The organism is Halorubrum sp. CGM4_25_10-8A (assembly GCF_005435025.1).
Lineage (GTDB): Archaea > Halobacteriota > Halobacteria > Halobacteriales > Haloferacaceae > Halorubrum > Halorubrum ezzemoulense.
This window is the reverse complement of the sequence record NZ_SGTX01000011.1, coordinates 95,980-118,360: the sequence shown is the minus strand read 5'-3', so window position 1 is coordinate 118,360 and position 22,381 is coordinate 95,980. Positions and strand designations below refer to the sequence as shown.

25 protein-coding genes and 2 tRNA genes are annotated in these 22,381 nt (G+C 70.9%); 16 read left to right on the top strand and 11 right to left on the bottom strand.

What is annotated here, in order from left to right; all coding sequences use genetic code 11:
- Positions 1-173: 173 nt before the first annotated feature.
- The 3 genes from EXE52_RS12610 to EXE52_RS12600 all read right to left on the bottom strand — a co-directional run bounded on the left by EXE52_RS12610 (position 174) and on the right by EXE52_RS12600 (position 1,840).
- On the bottom strand, positions 174-929 hold the full coding sequence (locus EXE52_RS12610) for a hypothetical protein (protein ID WP_199234051.1): 756 nt from the start codon (positions 927-929) through the stop codon (positions 174-176).
- Positions 930-962: 33 nt separating this feature from the next.
- Positions 963-1,628 carry a thermonuclease family protein gene (locus EXE52_RS12605; RefSeq protein ID WP_089308771.1) on the bottom strand — a complete coding sequence of 222 codons (666 nt, stop codon included), beginning with the start codon at positions 1,626-1,628 and terminating at the stop codon, positions 963-965.
- A 138-nt stretch (positions 1,629-1,766) separates the two neighbouring features.
- Positions 1,767-1,840 (bottom strand) — tRNA-Tyr (locus EXE52_RS12600).
- Between the two features lie 153 nt (positions 1,841-1,993).
- Here EXE52_RS12600 and EXE52_RS12595 point away from each other — a divergent pair.
- Positions 1,994-2,884: a hypothetical protein gene (locus EXE52_RS12595; RefSeq protein ID WP_089308770.1), complete on the top strand. Its 891-nt coding sequence runs from the start codon at positions 1,994-1,996 to the stop codon at positions 2,882-2,884.
- A 95-nt stretch (positions 2,885-2,979) separates the two neighbouring features.
- Positions 2,980-3,570, top strand: coding sequence for an NAD(P)/FAD-dependent oxidoreductase (locus EXE52_RS12590; RefSeq protein WP_137703729.1), 591 nt, complete (start codon positions 2,980-2,982; stop codon positions 3,568-3,570).
- Between the two features lie 50 nt (positions 3,571-3,620).
- Here the strand turns inward: EXE52_RS12590 and EXE52_RS12585 are convergent, their stop codons facing one another.
- Both EXE52_RS12585 and EXE52_RS12580 read right to left on the bottom strand, forming a co-directional pair.
- Positions 3,621-5,255 carry a succinic semialdehyde dehydrogenase gene (locus tag EXE52_RS12585; RefSeq protein WP_086219765.1) on the bottom strand — a complete coding sequence of 545 codons (1,635 nt, stop codon included), beginning with the start codon at positions 5,253-5,255 and terminating at the stop codon, positions 3,621-3,623.
- Between the two features lie 87 nt (positions 5,256-5,342).
- Positions 5,343-6,362: an AI-2E family transporter gene (locus tag EXE52_RS12580; RefSeq protein ID WP_049932528.1), complete on the bottom strand. Its 1,020-nt coding sequence runs from the start codon at positions 6,360-6,362 to the stop codon at positions 5,343-5,345.
- Positions 6,363-6,500: 138 nt separating this feature from the next.
- Between EXE52_RS12580 and EXE52_RS12575 the strand changes: the two genes are divergently transcribed.
- From EXE52_RS12575 to speB, 5 genes are all read left to right on the top strand, one after another.
- Positions 6,501-7,670 carry an aminotransferase class I/II-fold pyridoxal phosphate-dependent enzyme gene (locus EXE52_RS12575; protein WP_089308767.1) on the top strand — a complete coding sequence of 390 codons (1,170 nt, stop codon included), beginning with the start codon at positions 6,501-6,503 and terminating at the stop codon, positions 7,668-7,670.
- Complete coding sequence (locus EXE52_RS12570; protein WP_049932525.1) at positions 7,670-7,954, top strand: hypothetical protein; 285 nt, start codon at positions 7,670-7,672, stop codon at positions 7,952-7,954. Before EXE52_RS12575 ends, EXE52_RS12570 begins: the two co-directional genes overlap by 1 nt.
- 171 nt (positions 7,955-8,125) lie before the next feature.
- Entirely contained in the window at positions 8,126-8,320 is a 195-nt protein-coding gene (locus EXE52_RS12565) for a hypothetical protein (RefSeq protein WP_094495395.1), read from the top strand.
- A gap of 48 nt (positions 8,321-8,368) precedes the next feature.
- Complete coding sequence (locus tag EXE52_RS12560; protein WP_049932521.1) at positions 8,369-8,746, top strand: translation initiation factor IF-5A; 378 nt, start codon at positions 8,369-8,371, stop codon at positions 8,744-8,746.
- Between the two features lie 6 nt (positions 8,747-8,752).
- The gene (gene speB, locus EXE52_RS12555) at positions 8,753-9,583 is read left to right on the top strand and encodes an agmatinase (RefSeq protein ID WP_049932519.1); all 831 of its coding nucleotides are present in this window, start codon (positions 8,753-8,755) and stop codon (positions 9,581-9,583) included.
- An 18-nt stretch (positions 9,584-9,601) separates the two neighbouring features.
- Here speB and EXE52_RS12550 read toward each other — a convergent pair whose 3' ends face one another.
- Positions 9,602-9,853: a hypothetical protein gene (locus EXE52_RS12550; RefSeq protein ID WP_049932517.1), complete on the bottom strand. Its 252-nt coding sequence runs from the start codon at positions 9,851-9,853 to the stop codon at positions 9,602-9,604.
- A 97-nt stretch (positions 9,854-9,950) separates the two neighbouring features.
- A complete protein-coding gene (locus EXE52_RS12545; protein WP_089308766.1) occupies positions 9,951-11,549 on the bottom strand; it encodes an amidohydrolase in 1,599 nt (532 codons plus the stop codon).
- Positions 11,550-11,630: 81 nt separating this feature from the next.
- Between EXE52_RS12545 and EXE52_RS12540 the strand changes: the two genes are divergently transcribed.
- Entirely contained in the window at positions 11,631-12,080 is a 450-nt protein-coding gene (locus tag EXE52_RS12540) for a universal stress protein (protein WP_086216017.1), read from the top strand.
- 57 nt (positions 12,081-12,137) lie between these two features.
- Here EXE52_RS12540 and EXE52_RS12535 read toward each other — a convergent pair whose 3' ends face one another.
- Both EXE52_RS12535 and EXE52_RS12530 read right to left on the bottom strand, forming a co-directional pair.
- Positions 12,138-12,593, bottom strand: coding sequence for a cupin domain-containing protein (locus tag EXE52_RS12535; RefSeq protein ID WP_089308765.1), 456 nt, complete (start codon positions 12,591-12,593; stop codon positions 12,138-12,140).
- A 106-nt stretch (positions 12,594-12,699) separates the two neighbouring features.
- Positions 12,700-13,662: an alpha/beta hydrolase gene (locus EXE52_RS12530; RefSeq protein WP_089308764.1), complete on the bottom strand. Its 963-nt coding sequence runs from the start codon at positions 13,660-13,662 to the stop codon at positions 12,700-12,702.
- Positions 13,663-13,711: 49 nt separating this feature from the next.
- Here EXE52_RS12530 and EXE52_RS12525 point away from each other — a divergent pair, with 49 nt between their 5' ends.
- Positions 13,712-15,094: a DEAD/DEAH box helicase family protein gene (locus EXE52_RS12525; RefSeq protein ID WP_089308763.1), complete on the top strand. Its 1,383-nt coding sequence runs from the start codon at positions 13,712-13,714 to the stop codon at positions 15,092-15,094.
- Between the two features lie 421 nt (positions 15,095-15,515).
- Here the strand turns inward: EXE52_RS12525 and udk are convergent, their stop codons facing one another.
- The gene (gene udk / locus EXE52_RS12520; protein ID WP_137703728.1) at positions 15,516-16,214 is read right to left on the bottom strand and encodes a uridine kinase; all 699 of its coding nucleotides are present in this window, start codon (positions 16,212-16,214) and stop codon (positions 15,516-15,518) included.
- 177 nt (positions 16,215-16,391) lie between these two features.
- Here udk and EXE52_RS12515 point away from each other — a divergent pair, with 177 nt between their 5' ends.
- The 7 genes from EXE52_RS12515 to EXE52_RS12485 all read left to right on the top strand — a co-directional run bounded on the left by EXE52_RS12515 (position 16,392) and on the right by EXE52_RS12485 (position 21,750).
- The gene (locus EXE52_RS12515) at positions 16,392-17,114 is read left to right on the top strand and encodes a CBS domain-containing protein (RefSeq protein WP_086219773.1); all 723 of its coding nucleotides are present in this window, start codon (positions 16,392-16,394) and stop codon (positions 17,112-17,114) included.
- 86 nt (positions 17,115-17,200) lie between these two features.
- A complete protein-coding gene (locus EXE52_RS12510) occupies positions 17,201-17,743 on the top strand; it encodes a GNAT family N-acetyltransferase (protein WP_089308762.1) in 543 nt (180 codons plus the stop codon).
- Between the two features lie 61 nt (positions 17,744-17,804).
- Positions 17,805-17,878, top strand: a tRNA-Thr gene (locus EXE52_RS12505).
- Between the two features lie 141 nt (positions 17,879-18,019).
- Positions 18,020-18,787 (top strand): metallophosphoesterase, encoded by a 768-nt coding sequence (locus EXE52_RS12500; protein WP_049933101.1) that lies wholly within the window; start codon positions 18,020-18,022, stop codon positions 18,785-18,787.
- A 72-nt stretch (positions 18,788-18,859) separates the two neighbouring features.
- The gene (locus EXE52_RS12495; protein ID WP_049933102.1) at positions 18,860-21,016 is read left to right on the top strand and encodes a pentapeptide repeat-containing protein; all 2,157 of its coding nucleotides are present in this window, start codon (positions 18,860-18,862) and stop codon (positions 21,014-21,016) included.
- Between the two features lie 31 nt (positions 21,017-21,047).
- Positions 21,048-21,437, top strand: a complete 390-nt coding sequence (locus EXE52_RS12490; protein WP_049933103.1) for a hypothetical protein — start codon at positions 21,048-21,050, stop codon at positions 21,435-21,437.
- Positions 21,438-21,546: 109 nt separating this feature from the next.
- Positions 21,547-21,750 carry a hypothetical protein gene (locus EXE52_RS12485; RefSeq protein WP_086216023.1) on the top strand — a complete coding sequence of 68 codons (204 nt, stop codon included), beginning with the start codon at positions 21,547-21,549 and terminating at the stop codon, positions 21,748-21,750.
- Between the two features lie 115 nt (positions 21,751-21,865).
- On the opposite strand, the gene EXE52_RS12480 is transcribed toward EXE52_RS12485, so the two are convergent.
- On the bottom strand, positions 21,866-22,378 hold the full coding sequence (locus EXE52_RS12480; protein WP_049933106.1) for a CinA family protein: 513 nt from the start codon (positions 22,376-22,378) through the stop codon (positions 21,866-21,868).
- Between the last annotated feature and the right edge of the window lie 3 nt (positions 22,379-22,381).

Genomic DNA, 22,381 nt, shown 5'->3' with positions numbered 1-22,381 from the left:
ACCCCGCACCGCCGCCTCACGCCTCCCCGGCCTCGTCGCTCCCGACGGTTGCGACTCCCTCGCACGGACTCCTCGCGCCCCGCGGGCGCTCGGAGGCGCGCGCCAGCGCAGCGACTTGGCCACTCGTGAACCGAGCGAACAGAATGGAGTTGAGTAGAAATGAGTATCGCCGACTAGCGGCCCGGCGACCGCTGCCCACACCGCCGCGAGGTGATCCCCTCCTTCGAGCGGAACCGGCAGCCGCAGTCGGTACAGCGCACGAATGGCTCGCCCGGCTCGGTTTCGAGGCGGTGTTCGCCCACCTCGAACGGGCGGGTCACGGTCCGGGGGCGGATCCGGTCCGGGATCGGCGTCGACGCCGACTCGCTCAGCGCGGCCCGCACGGCGATGGTGTCGACGTCGACCCCGTCCCACCGCGAGGCCTCCAGCGCATCTTCGCGGTCCGCGACCTCGGTCCAGCCGGTGACGACGACCGGGGAGTTCGTCTCCGTGTCGCTCACGACCACGACGAACCGGACGCCGCCCTCCACGAGGGCGAACCGCCACCCGTCGGTGCTGTTCCACCGGAGCTGCCCCTCGCGGATCGCGTCGCTCACGGTGCGCGTCGAGACGTACCGACCGGGCTGTTCGAGCCGCTCGCGGAAGTGATCGGTCAGCGCGTAGCGGCCCGGGTCGCGCACGGGAGGATCCTCCGGCGTCCGGGCGGCGGCCTCGCCGCCGTGCGGGGGATCAACCGACCGATACTCGCCGGTTCGGCCGGTCGAGCCGGATCGGCCGGCCCGAGCGCGGCGGCGCGCGGGCGACTCCGGCGGCGACCGAGGCCGGGCGTCTGCCTGCTGGCCGGCGGCGGTCGTGGAAACGGTCCGACGCTCCGTCGATCCGGGCCCGAGGGGCTCCGCGTCCCCCGACCCGCCCTGTCGGGATGCCACTACGACATCGTACCGAGCGCGCTCTTAAGTGTGTTACGCCGGCACAGGGGCGTCGACCGCGCCCGCATCGGCGGGGGAGTCGGACTCGTCGAACGCCCAGAGTCCGACCCCGCGTTCCCTCGCGTCGGCTTCGGCCGCCGCGTACGCGTCGCGTAGCGCGAACTCGGTGTCGTACAGCCGCGCGTACCCCTCGGTCAGCAGGCGCTCGTTGAAATCTTCACCGTCGACGTACAGCACCGCCAGCAGCCGCCCGTAGCCGCCGCGTCGGTCCCCGCCGGCGACGACCGTGACCTCCTCGCCGGCGAGTTCGGACTCGGCGAATGCGGCCGCCTCACCGCCCCACGCTCGGAGGTGCGCGCGGCCGGCGTCGGTGTTGGGGATCCCCTCGAACTCACCCGGCGAAGTCACGTCGGCGCTCGTCTCGGGCGTGTCGACGCCGAGGAGCCTGACGGTGTCGACCTCGCCGTTCGGGAACTCGACCTCCACCGTGTCGCCGTCGACGACGCGCACGACGGTGCCGGTCCAGGTCGTGTCGTCCGGGTCGCCGGGGTCGACTCCCGCCGGATCGGTCGGCGGCGAGTTGAGGTCGCCGGTCGGTGAATCCCCGTCGGTGGCGGGGCCCGGACCCCCGGCGCAGCCGGACAGTGCGACGACCGCGACGACTCCGATGACCGCGACCAGCCTCGGTCGAACGCGCATCGATCCCGTGTTGCGCTGGTTTCAGTATAAATAGGCAGGAAAGTCGTTCAGCTTACTCGCGTGCTACTACTAACCAACTCTCTCGCTGAAAAAGAAAAGCCTCACCCGCTCGCTGTCGCTCACGAGTCAGAAATTCAGTCCGCCCTCCCCGAATTGAACGGGGGACAAGTCGATCTACAGTCGACTGCTCTACCAGGCTGAGCTAAGGGCGGTTACCGAAACATAGCCGCCGGATTCGACTTAAGAGTTCCCTTTCAGAGCAGGTGTGATCCGCCGTACCGCGGGGTGGATCGCCGGACTCGAACCCCGCTCGCGACCCACGCTCGCCGCGGGGCTGTTAAGTCTCTCGCGGCGGGAGCGGGGACATGGCCGACGGCGACGACAGACAGGCGACGTTCGGGTCCGACGGGAGCCTCGAAACCGATCGGACGCCGGACGCGACGGGCGAGAACGACTTCGGCGAGGAGAAAGAGCCGAACGAGACCGACGGCGGGTACAGCCGGTACGTCGTCTCCAGCCTGCTCCAGAAGGCGGTTCGGCGCTCCGACGAGGAGATCGCGGCGTGGGCGGCGTGGGAGCTGGCGCGCTCCGGGTACGCCTGGAACCTCTGGGACCGACTCAACCTCTACGTCGTCGAGGACCTGCGCGCGGGCGACGAGGTCGCGCTCACGATCGAGCGCTACGAAGAACTCGCGACGGAGCGCTGGGAGCCCGACGCGTGGAAGGGCCGGCTCTGCGGGATCCACGCCGCGCTCGCGGCCGCCCGCGCTCGCTCGACACGCGAGGCGTCGAACGCGGACGCCTACTTCGGCGCGGTCGCCGATCTCCGGGCCGAGGCGCGCGCCCGCGGGGAGGAGCCGGCGCACGACTTCCCCGTCGGTGACCTCGAACCGGACGGGGAGTTCGACGCGGTCTTCGACGGGCACACCGGCGAGGGATCCAAGCGCGGGCGCGGCACCCGGTTCTTCAAGACGCACGGCGCGCGCGTCGGCCCGGAGGGCGAAGACGAACAGAGCGCGCGGTGGCAGCGGCTCGCGATGGTGCTCGACGAGGAGGTCGAGTACGACGAGGCGGAGCTCGCCCGCGCCGTCGCACCGGTCGATCCCGACGACCCGTGGGGCGGATCGGCCTCCGGCGACACCGAGCCGGACACGAGCGACGGCGAGACGCACCGGAGCGACACCGAGCCGGACACGGGCGACGAGGGGAGTGGCGCGGGCGACGGGACCGGGTCCCTCTCTGACTTCGCGGAGTGAGGTGTCGGCCGCGTCGACGGGGGTCGCCGCGAGGTCCGCCGTGACCGATCCCCGCTTCCGCCAAGCCTTATGTTCGGGACTGCGTTGTAGCGACCATGACAGATGTCGCAATCGTCGGCGGTGGACCGGCCGGACTGAGCGCCGGGCTGTTCGCGAGCAAGAACGGCCTCGACACCGTCCTCTTCGACACGGACGAGACGTGGATGCACAAGGCGCACCTGTTCAACTACCTCGGCGTGGGCTCGGTCGGCGGCAGCGAGTTCATGGCGACCGCGCGCCAGCAGGCCGACGACTTCGGCGTCGACCGGCGCCAGGGCGAGGAGGTCACCGGCGTCGAGGACGGAGGCGGCGGGTTCACCGTGACGACCGAGGACGGCGAGTACGAGGCCGACTACGTCGTCCTCGCGACGGGCGCGAACCGCGACCTCGCGGAGGCGCTCGGCTGCGAGTTCGACGAGGACGACACCGTCAGCGTCGGCGTGTCGATGGAGACCAGCGTCGAGGGCGCCTACGCGACCGGCGCAATGGCCCGTGCCGAGGAGTGGCAGGCGGTCATCTCCGCCGGCGACGGCGCCGCCGCCGCGCTCAACATCCTCTCGAACGAGAAGGGCGAGCACTACCACGACTTCGACGTGCCAGACACCGCGGCGTCGGTGTTCGGCGACCTGATCGACGACGCGGAGTAACCCCGCTTTTCGCCGTCGTCGGTCGCGCGCCGTCGATTCCGCATGGTCAGTCAGCGGCGCGACAGGCGACGACGGACCTCGTCGACGCCGCGACGCATCCGTCGACCGAGCCGGGTCGCGGCGAACGCGCCCCGGACGAACCAGTCGGTCGGGATCCGGTCTGGGAACGTCAGCGGGCCGACCCGCGAGACGCCGACGGTCCGCGTCTCCGTGTACCGTCGGATCCCCTCGGGCCCGTGTCGGCGACCGAGGCCGGAGTCGCCGAACCCGCCCATCGGTGCGTCGACCGCGCCCCAGGTCGCGAGGAACGCGTCGTTGACGTTCACGGTCCCGCAGTCGATCTCGCGGGCGAGTTCGGCGCCTCGCTCGCGGTCCCCGGTCCAGACGCTCGCGTTGAGGCCGTACGGGGAGTCGTTCGCGGCGGCGACCGCCGCGTCCGCGTCCGGAACCGCCGTCACCGCGGCGACCGGACCGAACGTCTCCTCGCAGGCGACCGCGGCGTCCGGCTCGACCCCGGTGAGGACGGTCGGCTCGTAGCAGTACGGCGCGACGTCCGTCCGCGCTCGGCCCCCGGTCTCGACCGTCGCCCCGCGCTCGCGGGCGTCCTCGACGTGCGACTCGACGCGGGCCAACTGGTCGGCGTCGACGAGCGAGCCGAGGTCGGCGTCGTAGTCGTACCCCGTCCCGAGCGTGAGCGCCTCCGTCTCGCGGACGAACGCGTCGAGGAACTCGTCGCAGGCGGACTCGACGACGTAGATCCGCTCCGCGGAGAGACAGAGCTGCCCGGCGTTCGAGAAGCAGGCCTGGACCGCGCCGCGGGCGGCCTCGTCGACGTCGGCGTCCCCGAGCACGACGAGCGGGTTGTTGCCGCCGAGCTCCAGCGAACAGCCGATCAGGTTCCGGCCCGCGCGCTCCGCGATGGTCCGGCCGGTCGCGGTGCTACCGGTGAACGCGACGTAGTCGACCGCGTCGATCAGCGGCGGCCCGACCTGAGGCCCCTCGCCGGTGACGACCTGAAAGAGGCCGTCGGGGAGCCCGGCGACTTCCAGCAGCTCCGCGAGGAGCAGCGCCCCGTACGGCGTCTTCTCGTCCGGCTTGAGCACGACCGCGTTGCCCGCGGCGAGCGCGGGGATCGCGTCGGCCATCGACAGCGTCAGCGGGTAGTTCCACGGCGAGATGACGCCGACGACGCCGACCGGTTCGCGGGTGACCGTCGCGGTCGCGACGCCGGGCGCGACCCCACGGCGACGCTCCTCGGCGAGCGCGCCCGGAGCCTCGCTCGCGACGTACGAGCAGCCGGTCGGCACGTCGAACAGCTCCTCGACCGCGGTGCGCCGAGACTTCCCGGTCTCCAGCTGGAGCACGTCGAGCAGCTCCTCGCGGCGGTCCGCGACGAGGTCGCCGAACCGGTCGACGATACGGGCGCGCTCGGTCGCCGACACCTCGGCCCACGCCGTCTGCGCGTCGCGGGCGCGTTCGACCGCGGCGGACACGTCGTCGGCGTCGCAGGCCGGCACGCGCCCGATCCGCTCGTCAGTCGCCGGGGCGGAGACGTCGATCGCGCCGTCGCCGTCGTCGCCGCTTCCGTCCGGCGAGCTGAAGACGCGATCGGCGAGTCCGTCGAGACGCCGCGCCGTGAGGGTCGGCGCGGCGCCGACCGCGGTTGGGGGATCCGTCGAGGACATCAGGTGTCGGACAGAGGGTCGGGCCATGGAAAGCCGTGCCGGTGGTGCCCTGCGTCGGCGGTCACTGCGTCGGGCCCGCGTCGCCGGTCACTGTGTCGAGCCCGCGTCGCCACCGACCGAGTCCGTCGGGTCGACGTGCTCGGAGAGCATGTCGATCGCTTCGAGCAGCAGCGACACGGCGAGGGGACCGACGATGACGCCGACGGCCCCGAGGGTGAGGATGCCGCCGACGAATCCGACGAAGTAGAGACCGGGCGATATCTTCCCGGTCCAGCCGGCGAGCCGAGTGCGGATCACCGCGTCCGGCACGAAGGCGACGACGACGAGCCCGATTACCAGCACGGCGGCCGCCCGCCCGGTCGCGCCGACGAGGAAGTCCAGAGCGCCGAGCGCGACGATGAGGATGCTCGGACCGACGACGGGAATGAACTGGAGGACGCCGGCGATGACCGCGAGCAGGACGGGAGAGCCGTAGCCCAGCGTCCGGAACACCGCGACCGCGAGAACGAACGTCGCGGCGGCGGTCGCGGCTTGGAGGACGTATATCGAGTAGAGGGTCTGCCGCGTCCGCTCGTGGAGCCGTGTGGGGATGTCGTGGTACTCGGGCGGGACGACGCCGAAGACGGCCGCCTCGACCGCCCGCGGCCGGTAGAGGATGCCGTACACGAGGAAGGTGAACACGACGACCTCCAAGACGAGGACCGGCGCCGCGCCCGCGACCGCGATCGCGACCCCGCGGATCCACGTCTCCGCGGCCGCGACGTACGGCGCGATCTCGACCACCGTCTGGAACCCGCCGACGGTGATCGGGACGAGGTCGGGGACCCCTTCGAGGAGGGCTATCAGCTCCGACCGCCGCCGGTACAGCGTGTACAGCAGCGGCGCCACGAGGAGGGTCGCGCCGACGAACGCGACGCCGGTCGAGACCACGCACGCGATCCGACGCGAGAGGCCGCGGCCGACGAGCCGCTGCCGGAGCGGATACAGGACGTACGCGACGGTGACCGCGAACACGACGGTCCGCAGCACCTCCGCCAGCGCGACCGCCGTGAGCGCCGCCATGGCGACGAACAGCACGCCCAACAGCCGCTGCCGGTTGAGAACCATGCCGTCGTGTCGCAATCCCCGGCGAAATGCGTTGCGATGGCGGCCCGCAGTGCCCCCGATTCGCGGGCGGCCGCCGGAGCGGTCCGCGACGACGTCGCCAACCACAGCACCTAACCTCGCGCCCGCCCGAAGAGGGGTATGCGCATCGACCCGTTCGGCCTCGAACGCTGGTTCGCGGAGTACGAACACGAGGCCGACATCATGCTGGCCGAAAGCGGCATCCGGTCGCTCGACGCGAGCCGGTTCGACCTCGATCCGGGGGAGCTCGGCTACGTCATCCCGACGAACGGCGACCCGGAGTTCCGGGCGTCCGTCGGCGACCGCTACGACCGATCCGCCGACGAGGTGCTGTTCACCTGCGGCACCCAGGAGGCGAACTTCCTGACGTTCCTCTCGCTGCTCGGTGACGACGCCCCCGTCGACGGGGCGGGCGGCGCCTCGGACCCCGACGCGTCGGGCGTCGGCTCCGGCACGCACGCGGTCGTCGTCACGCCGACGTACCAGGCGCTCCACGCCGTCCCGGACGCGTTCGGCGACGTGACCCGCGTCGAACTGGAGCCGCCCGAGTGGGAGTTAGACCCGGAGGCCGTCGCCGACGCGGCCCGCGACGACACGGCCGTGATCGTCGTGAACAACCCGAACAACCCGACCGGGCAGTACCACGACGAGGCCGCGATGCGGGCGGTGTACGACGTCGCGGTCGAGCGCGACGCATACCTGCTCTGCGACGAGGTGTACCGCCTGCTCGCGGAGGACCCGCAGCCGCCGGTCGCGAGCTACGGCGCGCACGGCATCTCGACGACCAGCCTCACGAAGGCGTACGGGCTCGCTGGCCTCCGGTTCGGCTGGATCGCCGGTCCCGAGCCGGTCGTCGAGCGCGCGTGGCGCTGGAAGGACTACACGACCATCTCGCCGAGCCTGTTCGGCCAGCACGTCGCTAAGCAGGCGCTGGGGCGATCCGAGGAGGAGATCCTGGCGGAGAACCGCGAACTGGCCGCCGCCCACCGCGAGACGGTCGCGGCGTGGGTCGACGACCACGGCCTCGACTGGCTCGACCCGGTCGGGGTCAACGCGTTCGTGACGGTCCCCGACGGCTTCGCGGACGCGGAGGCGTTCTGCCGGACGGTCGTCGAGGAGGCGAGCGTCGTCCTCGCACCGGGGCATCTGTTCGGCTTCCCGGACCGATTCCGGATCGGGTTCGGACTCCCGACCGAGGAGTTGACAGAGGGCCTCGATCGGGTGAGCGGCGTGATCGAGGAGCACGCGCCGACGGTCGACTCGGCCGCGACGAACGGGGGTGACGCCTGATGGGCGTGTTCGGCGACCTCAAAAACGACGTAGTCGGCTTCGTCCGCAACCCCACCGACGAGCAGAAGATCTTGTTGGTGGCGTTCGTCTCCATGGCGGTCTCGGACCGGTACTTCTATTATAACGACATCCCGTTCGTCGTGCGGACGACCGCGGCCGTCGGCGTCGGCTTCATCGTCATGTTCGTCGTCAGCTACCTGTACACGGGCCAACTCGTCCCGCCGGACGGGAACGTCGACGACGACGAGGAGCCGGAGGAGTACGTGGACGAGCTCGACCCGTAGGCTCGCTTTCGGGACGAGTTCGGTCGCCGCGGTCGTCGCGGCTGCCACGTCGCCGCCGTCATGGTCGCTACGTCGCCGCGGCGGCGCCCGCCGCCCCGGAGGACCCGCCGCCGCTCGCGGAGTCACCGCGTCGCCCCAGTCGACCGGGGGAACGCCGAGGTCGCCGTCCGCGTGCGTCGCGATCTCGTGGAGGCACGCGGCCGCCGGAACGTCGGCGTCATCGCGTATCGGCGCGCCGGCGTTGCCGGAGAGGTCGTCGCCGAGGGCGTCGGTGACGCGATCGACTCGGTCGTCCGACGAGCGGAGGACGTACACGACCACGCCGCAGGCCGTCGGGGCGGTTGGACGCCGTCTCGGGCCGGGTAGCGGCGGCATTCCAAACCGTTTATACCCGCGCCGGGGAAATTGGCGGACATGCCGCGAGAGCAGAAGCAGGTTCGCGAACTCCAGGAGGGCAGCTACGTGATGATGGACGACGCGCCCTGTAAGATCAACCACTACAGCACCGCCAAACCCGGTAAACACGGCAGCGCGAAGGCCCGCGTCGAAGGGAAGGGCGTCTTCGACGACAAGAAGCGCTCGCTCTCGCAGCCTGTCGACGCGAAGGTGTGGGTCCCGATCATTCAGCGCAAGCAGGGACAGGTCGTCAACGTCAGCGGCGACGAGGTTCAGGTGATGGACTTAGACACCTACGACACGTTCACGATGCGCATTCCCGAGGGCGAAGACTTCTCCTCGGACGACAACATCGAGTACCTCGACTACGAGGGCCAACGGAAGATCATCGGGTAATCGGCGATGTTCCCCGGGGCGACGACCGACCGCGAAGCTGCTTCCTACGTGGTCGTCGGCGCTCCGCTCGACGCCACGACCACGTTTCAGCCGGGCACCCGGTTCGGACCGGACCGAGTCCGGCGATTCGCCGAGACGTACGACGACTACGACCGCCGCACCGACAGTCGCTTCTCCGCGCTGGGCGTCAACGACGCGGGCGACGTGCGCCCGTGGGACGACGTGCCGGCGTACCTCGACCACCTCGCCGCCGAACTGCGGAGCGTCGTCTACGACGAGTCGGTCCCGCTCCTCGTCGGCGGCGAACACACGGTCACGCACGCGGGGGTCGAGGCCGTCGACCCCGACGCGCTCGTCATCTGCGACGCGCACCTCGACCTCCGGGACGCATACGACGGGAACCCGCTGAACCACGCCTGCGTCACGCGCCGGTGTCTCGACGACCTCGGCGTCGACCGCGCCGTTATCGTCGGCGCGCGGACCGGGTCCGAGGCCGAGTGGGACCGGGCGGCCGACGCCGACGTGGAGGTCGTCGCGCCGGAGGACGCCCGCGAGTGGGTCGACGGTCTCGACGGCGACGCGTTCGCCGGGGAGACGGTCTACTGCTCCGTCGACATCGACGGGCTCGACCCCGCTTACGCTCCCGGTACGGGGACGATGGAACCGTTCGGGGTAGCGCCGCGGACCGTCCGTGACCTCGTCCGCGCGGTCGCGCCGCGCGCCGACGGGTTCGACGCGGTCGAGGTGAACGACCGGGACGACGGGCAGGCGGCGGCGCTGGCCGCGAAGCTCCTGCGGGAGTTCGCGTACTCGCACGCGGCCGCAACGACCGAGTAACCGGGTTTTCGAGGCGAGTTACGAGAGTTCGGAGAGGCGGCGCCGCGCGGCGGTCACCGCCTCCATCGAGTCGATCCACTCGCGGGTGTCGGTACACCAGATGCGGTCGCCCTCGACGCTGACGCAGAAGACGGACTCGCCGGAGGGCGAGAGGGTGACGCGGTCGACGTCGGGCCGGTCACCGAGGTACGCGTCGATGAGTCGTCGGGCGGTCTCGGCCTCGGAGCGGAGACGGTTTCCCGCGGCGTACTCGACGGCTATCTCTGTCATGCTCCCAGATTAGAACTACATGATTAATAACTGCTGTTTTCTGGCAGCGATTGCGGCTTTCTCGGCGTTCCGGCAGGGTCGCGCCTCGGCCGCCGATTCACCGACCGTCGAACACGATGTCGCCGTCGACGACGGTCAGCGCCACGTCGATATCGTCGATCGCGTCGTCGCGCTCCCACGGCGACGCGTCGAGCGCGACGAGGTCGGCCCGCTTCCCCACCTCGATCGTCCCGAGCCGGTCCTCGTCGAAGCCGGCGTACGCGGCGCCGCGGGTGTACGCCCGCAGCGCCTCGGTGACGGTGAGGCGCTGAGGTTCGGCCGGCGCGTTGACCGCGTGGTGAACCCCGAACAGTGGGTCCATCGGCATCCCGTCCGAGCCGAACGCGAGCCGGACCCCCGCGTCGAGCATGTCCCGGTAGCGGTTCGTCTCGGCGGTGCGCTCGGATCCCAGTCGCTCCTCGTAGAGACCGCCGGGTTGCGCCCACTTCAGGAAGTTCGGCTGGACGCTCGCGACGACGCCGGTCTCCGCGAGCCACTCGATCGCGTCGTCGTCGGCCAGTTCGGCGTGTTCGACGCGGTGACGGGCTTCCCCGGCGTCGGTCCGGGAGGCGTGCTCGTATGCGTCCAAGACGGCGTCGACGGCCTCGTCTCCGATCGCGTGGGCGGTGAACTGGAGGCCCGCCTCGGTCGCGGTTGCGACGGCCTCGTCCAGCTCGTCGGGATCGACGACCCACTGCCCGGTCTCGTCTGGCGCGTCCGCGTACGGCTTGGAGAGGCGCGCGGTCCGGCCGCCGAAGCTCCCGTCCGTGTACGACTTGATCGCTCCGGTCCGTACCATATCGCTCCCGGCGTTCGTCGCGAGGCCGACCTCCCGGACCGCGTCGAGGTGGTCGCTCCAGTAGTTGATCCGGACGCGGGCGGTGAGCGACCCGGACTCGTCGAGGTCGCGGTAGACCCGGGGCGCGTGCGAGTTGCGGACCATGTCGTGGAAGCCCGTGATACCGCGGGCGGCGCAGCCGTCGAGCGCGGCCTCGACGACCGCGCGCGTCTCGGCCGGGCCGGGCTCGACCGCTCGGTAGATCGGGTCGATGGCGGCTTCGAGCAGGACGCCGGTCGGATCGCCGTCGTCGTCCGTGGGCACCGTCTCGTCGGGAGCGTCGGCGAGCGCGTCGGCGAAGCGGCCGAGCGCGACGCCGTTGACCGCCGCGACGTGCATGTCCTCGCGGAACGCCGCCACCGGGCGCTCGGTCGAGACGCGGTCGAGGTCCGCGCGGGTCAGGTAGCGCGAGTCGTCCCACGTCGACTCGTCGTAACCGTAGCCGAGGACCCAGTCGTCGCTTTCGGGGTCCTCCACCTCGCTCGCTTCGCGTTCCACTTCCGCCGCGCGCTCGGCCAATAGGTCGACGGCCCCGTCCGGGGAGTCGGCCGCCGAGAGGTCGGCGTGGAGGAGGTAGCGGCCAACGGTGGTCAGGTGGGTGTGCGCGTCGACGAACCCGGGGAGGATGACGCGCCCGTCGAGGTCGACCACGTCCGTGTCGACGCCGGCGAGCAGTTCCACGTCGTGCGTCCGCCCGGTCCGGACGATCTCGCCGTCGCGCACGGCGACGGCCTCGCAGACCGCGTCGCCGCCCGAATCCGGGTCCGCAAGCGTGTGTACCTCCCCGTTCACGAAGATCCGGTCCGCGGCCTCGGTCATGGAACTCCGGGGGGCACACAGCGTGTTAACCGTTCGGGAAACGGCGACCGATTTATTCGGTCGCTCGACGAACCGCCGCGTATGTACGACAACGTGCTCCTCCCGACCGACGGCAGCGTCGGCGTCGACCGCGCGATCGACCACGCGATCGACGCCGCCGACCGCTACGACGCGACGCTCCACGTCCTCTACGTCGTCGACAGCGGCGTGGTGAACGCCTACTCCGGCGACGAGTTCGTCGACGGCGCCGAGGGCGCCGAGGAGACGCTCGAAGAGACCGGCCGCGAGTCGCTTGACGCGGTGGCCTCGCTCGCCCGCGACGCCGACGTGGAGGCGGTCACCGCCCTCCGCTACGGCGTCCCGCACGAGGAGATCCTCCGCTACGCCGACGAGGAGGACGTCGACCTCACGGTGATGGGGTCGAAGACGCGCTCCGGCGACTACCGCCGGATGCTCGGCTCCGTCACTGAGCGCGTCTCCCGGCAGTCGACCGCGCCCGTGAGCATCGTGAAGACGACCGTCGACGCCTGAGTCCCGACGCCGGTCCGACTCCGTTTTCTCCCGTCTCCCGCGCCCGCCTCGACGGCGTCAGCCCTCCAGTTCGGCGCCGCACTCCGGACACCGGAGATCGAACCCGTCGTCGCTCGGAACGGCCCGCATGTTCTCGTGTCCGCACTCCGGACACTCCTGCGGGATCCGCACGTCCTCGCTGTCGCGGGGCGCGCCCAGTGCGAACGCGACGACCGGCTCGTCGCCGTCGTTCTTGCCCGACTGGAACTCGCCGGGCGCGAACCGGACCGCCTCGCCCGCGCCGACGCTCACGTCCCCGTCCATCGTCTCGAACGTCGCCTCCCCCTCGACGACGACGAAGATCTCTTCCTGGTCCGTGTGAGCGTGAAGCCCGCCGGAGAACCGCTCCCCAGGATCGAGGCGGTAGCGGTTGAGCGCCACGTCGGTCGCCCCGAGCGGCTCCGACAGCCCCCGGCGGTCCACGTCGCTTCCGAGGGCGCTCGGCTCGACCTCGTCGATAGAGACTCGTTCCATACTCACGGACACGGCCTCGCGAGAGTTATGCTTTGACCTCGCGCCGCGATTTCCGCTCGCCGCCGTCCGACGGGACCGGTCGGCGGACGACGCTTCGGGCGACCGATCACAGCCGGGATCGCGCGTCGCTCGCGACCGCGGACAGGGCGGTCTCCGCGGTGGCCACCCTGTCCGCGAGGCTACAGAACCCGTGCGCCATCGCCGGGTAGTGACGGTGCTCGACCGGCGTTCCCTCGCGCTCGAACCGGTCCGCGAGCGCGACGCCGTCGTCGCGCAGGGGGTCGAACCCGGCGGTGACGACCGTCGCGGGCGCGAGGTCCCCCAAGTCCGTCGCCTCCAGCGGGACCGCGTACGGGTTCGCGGCGTCGATGGGGCTCCGCAGGTACTGCTCGTAGAACCACCGCATGTCCTCGCGCGTGAGCAGCGGGCCGTCCGCGTTCTCCCGGTACGAGTCCGTCTCGAAGTCGCGGCCGGCGATCGGGTACAGCAGGAACTGCCCGGCGGGCGTCGGCGCGTCTCCGACGTCCCGCGCGCGGAGCGACGCCGCGACCGCGAGCGCGCCGCCGGCGCTGGTGCCCGAGACGCCGGTCCGGTCGGGATCGACGCCCAGCGCGTCCGCCGTCTCGGTGACCCACTCCAGCGCCGCGGTCGCCTCGTCGACCGCGACGGGGAACGGATGCTCTGGCGCGAGCCGGTAGTCGACGGAGACGACGACCGCGTCGGCGCGGACCGCGAGCTCGCGGCAGATCCCGTCGACCGAATCGAGCGTCCCAAGCGTCCAGCCGCCGCCGTGGAAGTGGACGAGGGCGCGGGCCGGCGGGTCGCCCCCTGCGCCCATCGGATCGGGCGCCCCCGCCGGGCGGTACACCCGGACCGGCACCTCGCCGTGCGGGCCGTCGAACGCGAGGTCGCGGGCGTCGGCCACCGGCGGTTCGGGCGGTCCCGAGAACAGGTCGTCTTCGAGGCGGCGGGCGGCATCGACCGAGAGGTCGCTCCACGCGGGCAGGCCCAGCGACTCGATCTCGGCGATCGCCGCGGCGAGGTCGGGGTCGAGTTCGTCCGCGCGCATGGCGGACCGAGGCGGTGGGCCTTTGTAAGTCGGACGGGAACTCGGGACGATGGACGTCCGGTTGACCTACGAGGACGGCACGATCCGGGTCGACGCGGACGTCGACCTCGCGCCCGACGCGCTGCCGCCGCTGCCCGGGGTCGAGACGGACCCCCGAACCGGGACCGGCCGGGCGCCCGCCCACCGCTACGCCGAACTCCGGCGGGCGCTCCGGGTGGCCGGCGTCGCAGTCGACGACCGGGTCCTCGACGCGAGCGAGCGCGCCGCGAGCGAGGCCGGGCTCCCGGACGCGCTCGCCACCGACTACGACCTCCGCGAGTACCAGCGCGAGGCGTTGGACGCGTGGCGCGACGCCGGCAACCGCGGCGTCCTCGAGCTGCCGACCGGGGCCGGCAAGACCGTGATCGCGATCCGCGCGATGGTCGAACTCGGCGTTCCGACGCTCGTGGTCGTCCCCACGGTCGACCTGCTCGACCAGTGGCAACGAGAGTTGGAGCGCGAGTTCGACGCCCCGATCGGCCGGTTCGGCGGCGGCGAGCAGCGTCGGGAGGCGATCACGGTGTCGACGTACGACTCCGCGTACCTGAAGGCGGACGGCGTCGGCGACGCCTTCGAGTTCGTCGTCTTCGACGAGGTCCACCACCTCGGCGGCGAGGGGTACCGGGACGCCGCGCGCCTCCTCGCCGCGCCCGCGCGACTCGGGCTCACGGCCACCTTCGAGCGCCCGGACGGCGCCCACGAGGCGGTCGCGGAGCTGGTCGGCGACCGCGTCTACGCGCTCGACGTCGACGACCTCGCGGGCGACCACCTCGCCCCCTACGACATCCGGCGGATCGAGGTGGAGCTCACCGAGGCGGAGCGCGAGCGCTACGACGAGAAACAGGGCACCTTCGTCGAGTACGTCCGCGACGCGGGGATCACGTTTTCGAGCGGGAGCGACTACCAGGAGCTGGTCAAGCGCTCGGGAAACGACCCGGCGGCCCGCGAGGCGCTCCTCGCGAAGCAGGACGCCCGCGAGGTCATGATGAACGCCGACCGCAAGGTCGAGCGGCTCGCGGAGATCCTCGACCGCCACCGCGACGACCGCGTGATCGTGTTCACGGCCCACACCGACCTCGTCTACCGCCTCTCCGAGCGCTTCCTGCTGCCCGCGATCACGGCCGAGACGGGCGCGAAGGAGCGCCGCGAAATCTTGGAGCGCTTCCGCGACGGCACCTACGGCCGGGTCGTCGCCGCGAACGTCCTCGACGAGGGGGTCGACGTGCCGGACGCCAACGTGGCGGTCCTGCTCTCCGGGTCGGGCAGCGAGCGGGAGTTCACCCAGCGGCTCGGTCGCGTGCTCCGCCCGAAGGAGGACGGCGGCCGCGCGACGCTGTACGAGCTCGTCAGCGCCGAGACCGCCGAGGAGCGGGTGGCGAGCCGGCGGCGATGAGCCGGGACGGTCGAGATACGATGGTTAAATGCCTGTGAGCGGCTACGACGATCGCTTGTAAATGACAGTGCGGTGGCGCGTGCCTCCGAGTGGCCGCCGGAGGCGGCCGCGAGGAGCACGCGCGAGGGACGCCGCGAGCGACCGGAGGGAGCGAGCGGCGAGGCTGGGGAGGCGTGAGGTGCGGTCGCGGGACGGGACTCAAAGGGGCAGCCGCGAGGACGCCGTAGGCGACGTAAGGACCGCAGGAGCGAGCAACACGAGCGACGAGGACCGCAGCGAGCGTACGGCGTCCTCGCGGCTGGGGCTTAGGAAGTGTTCAGCGTCGATCTACGAGCAGCGGTTTATAAGCAAACGAACGGGCTTCGGCGACAGATACCGTCGCTCCGGCGTCCACGCCCAGAGACCCACCGTTTCGAACTGATTAATCGTCGCCGTCCATGTCGAGCGAGCGCTTCTCGCCCAGCTCCGATTCGAGGCTGCCGCGCTCCCAACTCCTGACCGCGTCGCCCTCGACCTCGGCGCGCAGTTTCTCTTCTAAGAGGTTCACCGCGACGCTGTTGGCGCCCTCCGGGATGATCACGTCGGCGTGTTTCTTCGAGGGCTCGATGAACTGCTCGTGCATGGGCTTCACCGTCGAGAGGTACTGGTCGATGACGCCCTCCAGGTCGCGGCCGCGGTCGATCACGTCCCGGCGGATCCGGCGCAGGATCCGCACGTCGGCGTCGGTCTCGACGAAGAGCCGCAGGTCCATCATGTCGTTTATGTCCTCGTCGTACAGCGCCAGGATGCCCTCCAGCACGATGACATCGGTGGGTTCGACAGTGATCCGCTCGTCTTTCCGATTGTGAATCTCGAAGTCGTACTGCGGCATCTCGACGGACTGGCCCTCCAGGAGGGCTTCGAGGTGCTCCCTGAGGATTTCCCACTCGAACGCCGACGGGTGGTCGTAGTTGACCTCCTTGCGCTCCTCGAACTCGAGGTGCGAGAGGTCCTCGTAGTAGTTGTCCAGCGGGATCCGGGTGACGCTGTCGCCGAGGTCGCGGGTGACGAGCCGGGAGACCGTCGTCTTCCCGGCGCCCGTCCCCCCCGCGATCCCGATCACGAACGAGGGAATGGCCATGTCCCAGTTCGAACGTCGGAGGGTTTGAACGCTCCCTTTCGTCGGCGGGGCGCGCCCGCAGGGCGTCCGGACGCGACTCGCCCCGCCGGATATGCGAACCGATCGCAAGCGTAGGCCGGGCACGGATAAAACGCTACCGGGGGCACCTTTTAGCCGGTCGGAGCGGATCCGAGACGTATGCGAACAGACACCACGGTTCATGACGTGATGCACCGCGAGTTCCTCGGCGTCAGCGAGTCGGACGCGCTGCCGGAGGCGGCCGCGCTCTTGGTCGAAGAGGAGACGAACTGTCTGGTGGTCGTGCGCGGCGGCGAGCCGGTGGGACGGCTGGAGGCCCGCGACGCGCTCGAGGTGCTGCTGGAGGCGGGCGACGGCGGGGAGTCGCCCGAGGGGCCGCCGTCCACGGTCGGCGCGGCCATGAGTCCGCCGCTGCCGACGGTCTCGCCGGACGACTCGCTCGCGGCGCTCGAAGAGCGGCTCGTCGCCGAGGGGACGGACCGAGTCGTCGCCGTCGACGACGGGGAGGCGGTCGGCGTCGTCACGGACGGCGACGCGCTCGCCGCGGGGGCGCCGCGGACGGGCGCCGGCGCCGACGGCTTCGGTGACGAACCCGCGACGGGCGACCCCCACCCGGAGGAGACCGTGCTGTCAACCGCGGCCGCGGCGGACTCCGACGCGGAGCGGAGCGCCGCGGCGACGATGGACCCGGCCACGGCATCGGAGCCCGCCGCGGCCGCCTCGGGAGACGGCCCCTCCGGAAGCGAAGACGGCGTCGACCCGGTGACGGGTGCGCCGAGCGAGGGCTCGACGCAGGGGGTCTGCGAGAGCTGCGGCGCGCTCGTCCCCGACCTCGTCACCGCGAACGGGCAGGCCGTCTGCCCGAACTGCCGCGAGGTCTGAGTCGCTGGGCCGCCGTTCGATGCGCCAACGGCGAGGCCGAGTCATCGGCCGGCACTCTCAACACGTCGCGAGCCGAACGCGAACGTATGGCCGAGACGGACGCCCGGATCGAGCCGGCGACCGCCGACGACGTCGACCCGGTCACCGACATGTGGGTGGCGCTCGCCGCGGGGCAGCGCGAGTACGGCGCCACGCTCCGCGGCGAGGCGAACCGCGCGACCGTCCGCGAGTGGGTCGCGCAGTCGGTGGTTACCAGCGACCTGCTGGTCGCTCGCGACCCTGAAGCCGCGGCCGAAGCGGACGCCGGCGATCCGGACCCCGTCGGGTTCGTCGGCTTCTCGCTCGAACGCGGTGACTACGACCGCGACGCCGTCCGCGGAACCGTCAGCAACCTCTTCGTGCGACCGGACCGGCGCGGCGAGGGGGTCGGTGCGGCGCTGCTCGACGCGGCCGAGCGCGCGCTCGTCGAGGCGGGCGCCGAGCGCGTGGCGCTAGAGGCGCTGGCAGACAACGACCGCGCCCGTGCGTTCTACGCGGACCGCGGCTACGGCCTCCACCGCGTGGAATTGACGAAGTCACTGGACCCCCAAGACGAGGACGAGCGCGGCGGCGATCAGGAAAGCCGATGACTCCGGCCGGGTTCGCGGAAAGCGACACGCACTCATAGGAGGACCGAGTACGGCCGCACGCGCCAGGGGAGCATGGGTGGTTCATGCACTCGACTTGTAATCGAGACTTCCGGGGTTCAAATCCCTGCCCTGGCTCTGCTGGACGCCGTCGACTCTCTGAGGAGTCGGGCGGCGACTCCCCGACGCGATCTGGCGCCGAGACGGCGAGGCGTTTTCCCCGCGGCGAGCGCCGATCCGTAGTTATTTGACCGCGGTGCGTCGACTCATTGGTAACCGATGGGTCGATTCGCGCTGTTTCCCGATGTCCACATGCGGAGCGGCCACGCGGCCGAGATCGAGCGGGAGCTACGCGACGCGCTCGAGGCCGTCTCCGCCGACGCGTTCGACCGGATCTTCGTGTTGGGCGACCTGATCGAAGACGACGGCTCGGCCGAGGTCGACGAGGCGAACGTCGAACGGGTCCGCGAGATATTCGCGGACGCGCCGGTCCCGGTCACGTATCTGCTGGGGAACCACGACGTCGAGACGCTGACCCGCGCGGAGCTCACGTCGCTGCTCGGCCAGGACCGTTTCCACGGCGTGATCGAGACCGACGACGTGCCGATTGTCTACCTCGACTCGACGAAGGAGGCGACGCCGGGCGCCCGCGGCGAGCTCGGGTCCGACCAGCGCGAGTGGCTGGCGGGCGTCTGCGCGGAGTACGACGACCCGCTCTTCCTGAGCCATCACCCGCTCGGGACCTTCGACATCTCGGACAACGACTGGTTCAGACACTACCCGGAGCGCGCGTTCCTCTCCGACCGAAAGGAGACGCTTCGCGTCATCGAGGGGCTCGGGTCCGGACGCGGCACGATAAGCGGGCACATCCACCAGTCCGGGTTCGCGAACTTCCGCAACATGGCCCACGTCTCGGTCAACGCGTTCAGCAAGGAGGTGCCCGGCAAACCTCTGACCGGGACCTACGCCGACGTGACCGTCGGCGATCGGATCACCGTCGACGTGACCGTCGGGGGCGACACCGTGACGTCGTACACCATCCTCTAGCCGGACGGCGGTTGCGTCGGGCGGTGCTGTGAGGTAGTTTTACTATCCGCGCTGTCGTCGGCCCGGTACGTCGTGTCCGTCGGAACGTGTGCGTACAGCTTCGACCCGGTGGCGTGGGAGGAGGAACACGGTCGTTCGGCCGCGCTCGACGAGAGGTGGTCCTGTCCCCGAGAGGCGGAGGGAGAGACGGACCGCTGTCGGTTCCACCTCTCTCCCGCTCGGCGCGCGGAGCTCGGCATCGACGACGAGTCGGTGTGCGAATCGCTGGTGTCGGAGCTGGCGACCGGCGAGGCGTCGTCGCTCGGGTTCGTCGGGGCCGAGTTCGGAACGATCGACGTCTCACACCGAGTCCTCGACCGGGTGACCAACCACCCGATCGACCTCCGGCACGTCACCGTCTATGGGGAGTTCCTCGCGGAGCAGACCGTCCTCCGACAGCCGCTCCTGATGGACGAGATACGGGTCGAGGGTGCCGCCGACTTCACCGACGCTGAGTTCGGCGAAGACGTGTCGGCGGAGCGGGCGACGTTCCGCGGCGACGCCGTCTTCGACGGGACGGACTTCGAGGACAGCGCGCGGTTCGGCGGCTCGACGTTCGCCCGGCCGGCGAGCTTCGACCGCGTCAGGTTCGGCGACGTGGCCGACTTCTACCGGGCCCGGTTCCGCGCCCCCTGTTCGTTCGAGGAGTCGGCGTGGCGGGGCGCGTGTCTGTTCCAGCGCGCGGCGTTCCGGTCGGACGTGACCTTCACCGCCAGCCGGTTCCACGCGAGGACCGACTTCCGCACCGTCCAGTTCGGCGGGACGAGCCGGTTCAACCGGTGCGAGTTCGAGGACGCCGCGGTGTTCATGAACTGCGCGTTCGCGGCCGAGGCGTTGTTTAAAAAGGCGAGCTTCGCGCAGCCCGCGCACTACCAGAACGCCGACTTCGACTCCGAGGCGTCGTTCACCGAGACCGAGTTCGGCGACAAGGCGAAGTTCCAGTTCGCGACGTTCGACGGCGAGGCGGTGCTGTCGTACATCCGGTTCGGCGGCGCGACGTACTTCAAGGCGGTCGATTTCAACAGCTACGCGTCGTTTTACAAGTCGACGTTCGACCGGCTGGGCGACTTCCGGAATGCCACGTTCGCCGACACGGCGCGGTTCCTGAAGGCCGAGTTCACGGACGAGGCCTTCTTCGGGCGGGCGACGTTCGTCGGCGACGGCGACTTCCGGAGCGCCGCGTTCCGGGGGACGGTCCACTTCGTCGAGACGACGTTCAGATCGAGCGCGACGCTTCGGGAGTCGACGTTCGAGCGGGCGCGGTTCGAGAACGTGCGAACGGCCGGCGGCGACGTCACCATCAACCTGGAGCGCACGACGGTCGACGGCGGCCGGTTCGTCCAGGAGAACGGGGCCGCCGTGTACTACAACCTCCGACGGAGCAGGGTCGGCGACGTGGATATCGAGATGGCCGACTCGGAGGGCGTCTTCGAGCGGTTCCTCTTCTACCGGACCGAGTTCGACGGCTTCGACTTCTCCAACTACCGGTACGTGCTGGCTCCGGAGTGGGTGTTACACACGTTCCGCGGGACGGTCGACGACACGTACAGCCTCGAAGCGGACCGGTTCGCCATCGAGGACGACGCCGACGAGGCGCCCGGCGCGGACGGCGGCGCCGCCGACGAATCGGGCGGGGGTCCGGGAGAGCCGGCCGACGGAGGCGGCGTTCGAAGCCGGCTCGCGGGCTGGCTCGCCGACGGCGAGGCGTCGGACCTCGAAGTGACGTACCTGAAGGCGAAGAACGGGGCCGAGCGCGTCGGCGACAGCCAGTCCGCCTCCCGGTTTTTCATCAAGGAGATGTACTACCGGCGCCGGACGCACGTCGACCGGGCGTTCGCCCACAAGGAGTCACTTCGCAGCCGGCTCAAACTGCTGTTCTTAGTCGCGGTGAACCTCACGCTCTCGGCCACGTGCGGGTACGGCGAGAAGCCGCGCCGCACCATCGGATTCTCGCTCGTCACCGTCGTCGTCTACGCGGCGCTCTTCGCCGCGGTCGTCACAGACCCGCCGTTCGCGTCGCCGCTCGGATACGGGCTGTTGAGCGTTCAGTCGTTCACGTCGCTGATATTCGGCCCCACGGCGACCGTTCCGAACTTCGCGGGCAGTTTCCTCGCCGCCACCGAAGGATTCGTCGGCGCGTTCATGATCGGCCTGTTCATCTTCGCGCTCACCCGCAGCGTCCACCGGTGACGTTATGCGACGACGGGTCCCACGAGGCGCCATGAGCGAGTCGACGGGCGACGGGGAGTTCCGGCGGACCCTCCCGCTGTTCGACAACCGAGACCGAGACGCCGTCCAGCGACTGCTCCACCACGCGGTCGAGGACCTCAGGTACGACCACCCGGACCGGAAGGTCGCGAGGGACCTCTACCACGAGATCCGAGAAGGGGACGCGATCCGGCTCCGCGTCGGGCGGGGGATCCGCGACGAGACCCTCGTGATAACGCCGGCCGAACTCGACGCCGACGCCGGGCAGATACTCGACCGGTTCGTCGGGGCCATCCCGTCGGAGTCGGTCGAGTGGCGCCGCGTCGCGACCGAACTCGGGGAGTGGCGGACGGAGCGAGAGCTGTCGGACGACACCGAGATCGCCTTCCAGTACCTCCACTGACACCGGACGCGGCGGCGCGGGTTTTCACGCCCGCCGCCTTCTCGACGGCGCGTCGACCGCTGTCTCGCGTTCGGGATCCGTTTATATACGTCCCGCGCGGATCGCCGCCATGGACTCGTCGGACCGGGCGCTGCTCGGCGTGGCCGGAATCGTCGGCGCGCTCGTGCTGGCGGTAGCGCTCGCCGGCGGCGCCCTCTTCGGCTTCGGCGAGTCGGCCGCGCGGCCGCTCCGCCTCCTCGCGGTCGAACCGCTCACGTGGATCGTGATCGCGGCGCTGCTCGTCGCCGTCGTCGGGAACGCCTACATCGACTGACGGCGCGAACGCTTCACCGGACGACGGCCACCGGCACCGACGATCGCCGGGACACCGTCTCGACGACGAGGAGAGCGGCGTCCTCGGTCGCTCAGCCGTCGGCGTCCCCGGTCGCTCAGCCGTCGGCGTCCTCGATCGCACGGACGAGCGCGTCGAGCGCGCGCTCGGCGGCGCCCCGCTTCACCGCGTCGCGGTCGCCGTCGATGACGGCCCGCACGGTCCGGACGAACGACTCCCCGGTTCCCCACGGGGCGGCGTGCGCGACGCCGAAGTGGACGAGACCCACCGGCTTCTCGTCGGTGCCGCCCGTCGGGCCGGCGATACCGGTCGTCGCGACCGCCCAGTCCGCGTTCGCCCGGTCTCGGGCGCCCGCCGCCATCTCGCGGACGACGGGGTCGCTCACGGCGCCGTGGGCGTCGAGCGACTCGCGGGAAACGCCGAGCAGCTCGCGTTTCGCGTCGTAGGTGTACGTCACGAAGCCGCGGTCGAAGTAGGCGCTCGCGCCCGGCACGTCCGTCACCCGCGATCCGACCAGCCCGCCGGTGAGCGACTCCGCGGTCGCGAGCGTCTCGTCGCGGTCGCCGAGGAGCGCGTTCAGTCGCTCGGCGGGGGCCTCGGTCTCGTTCATACC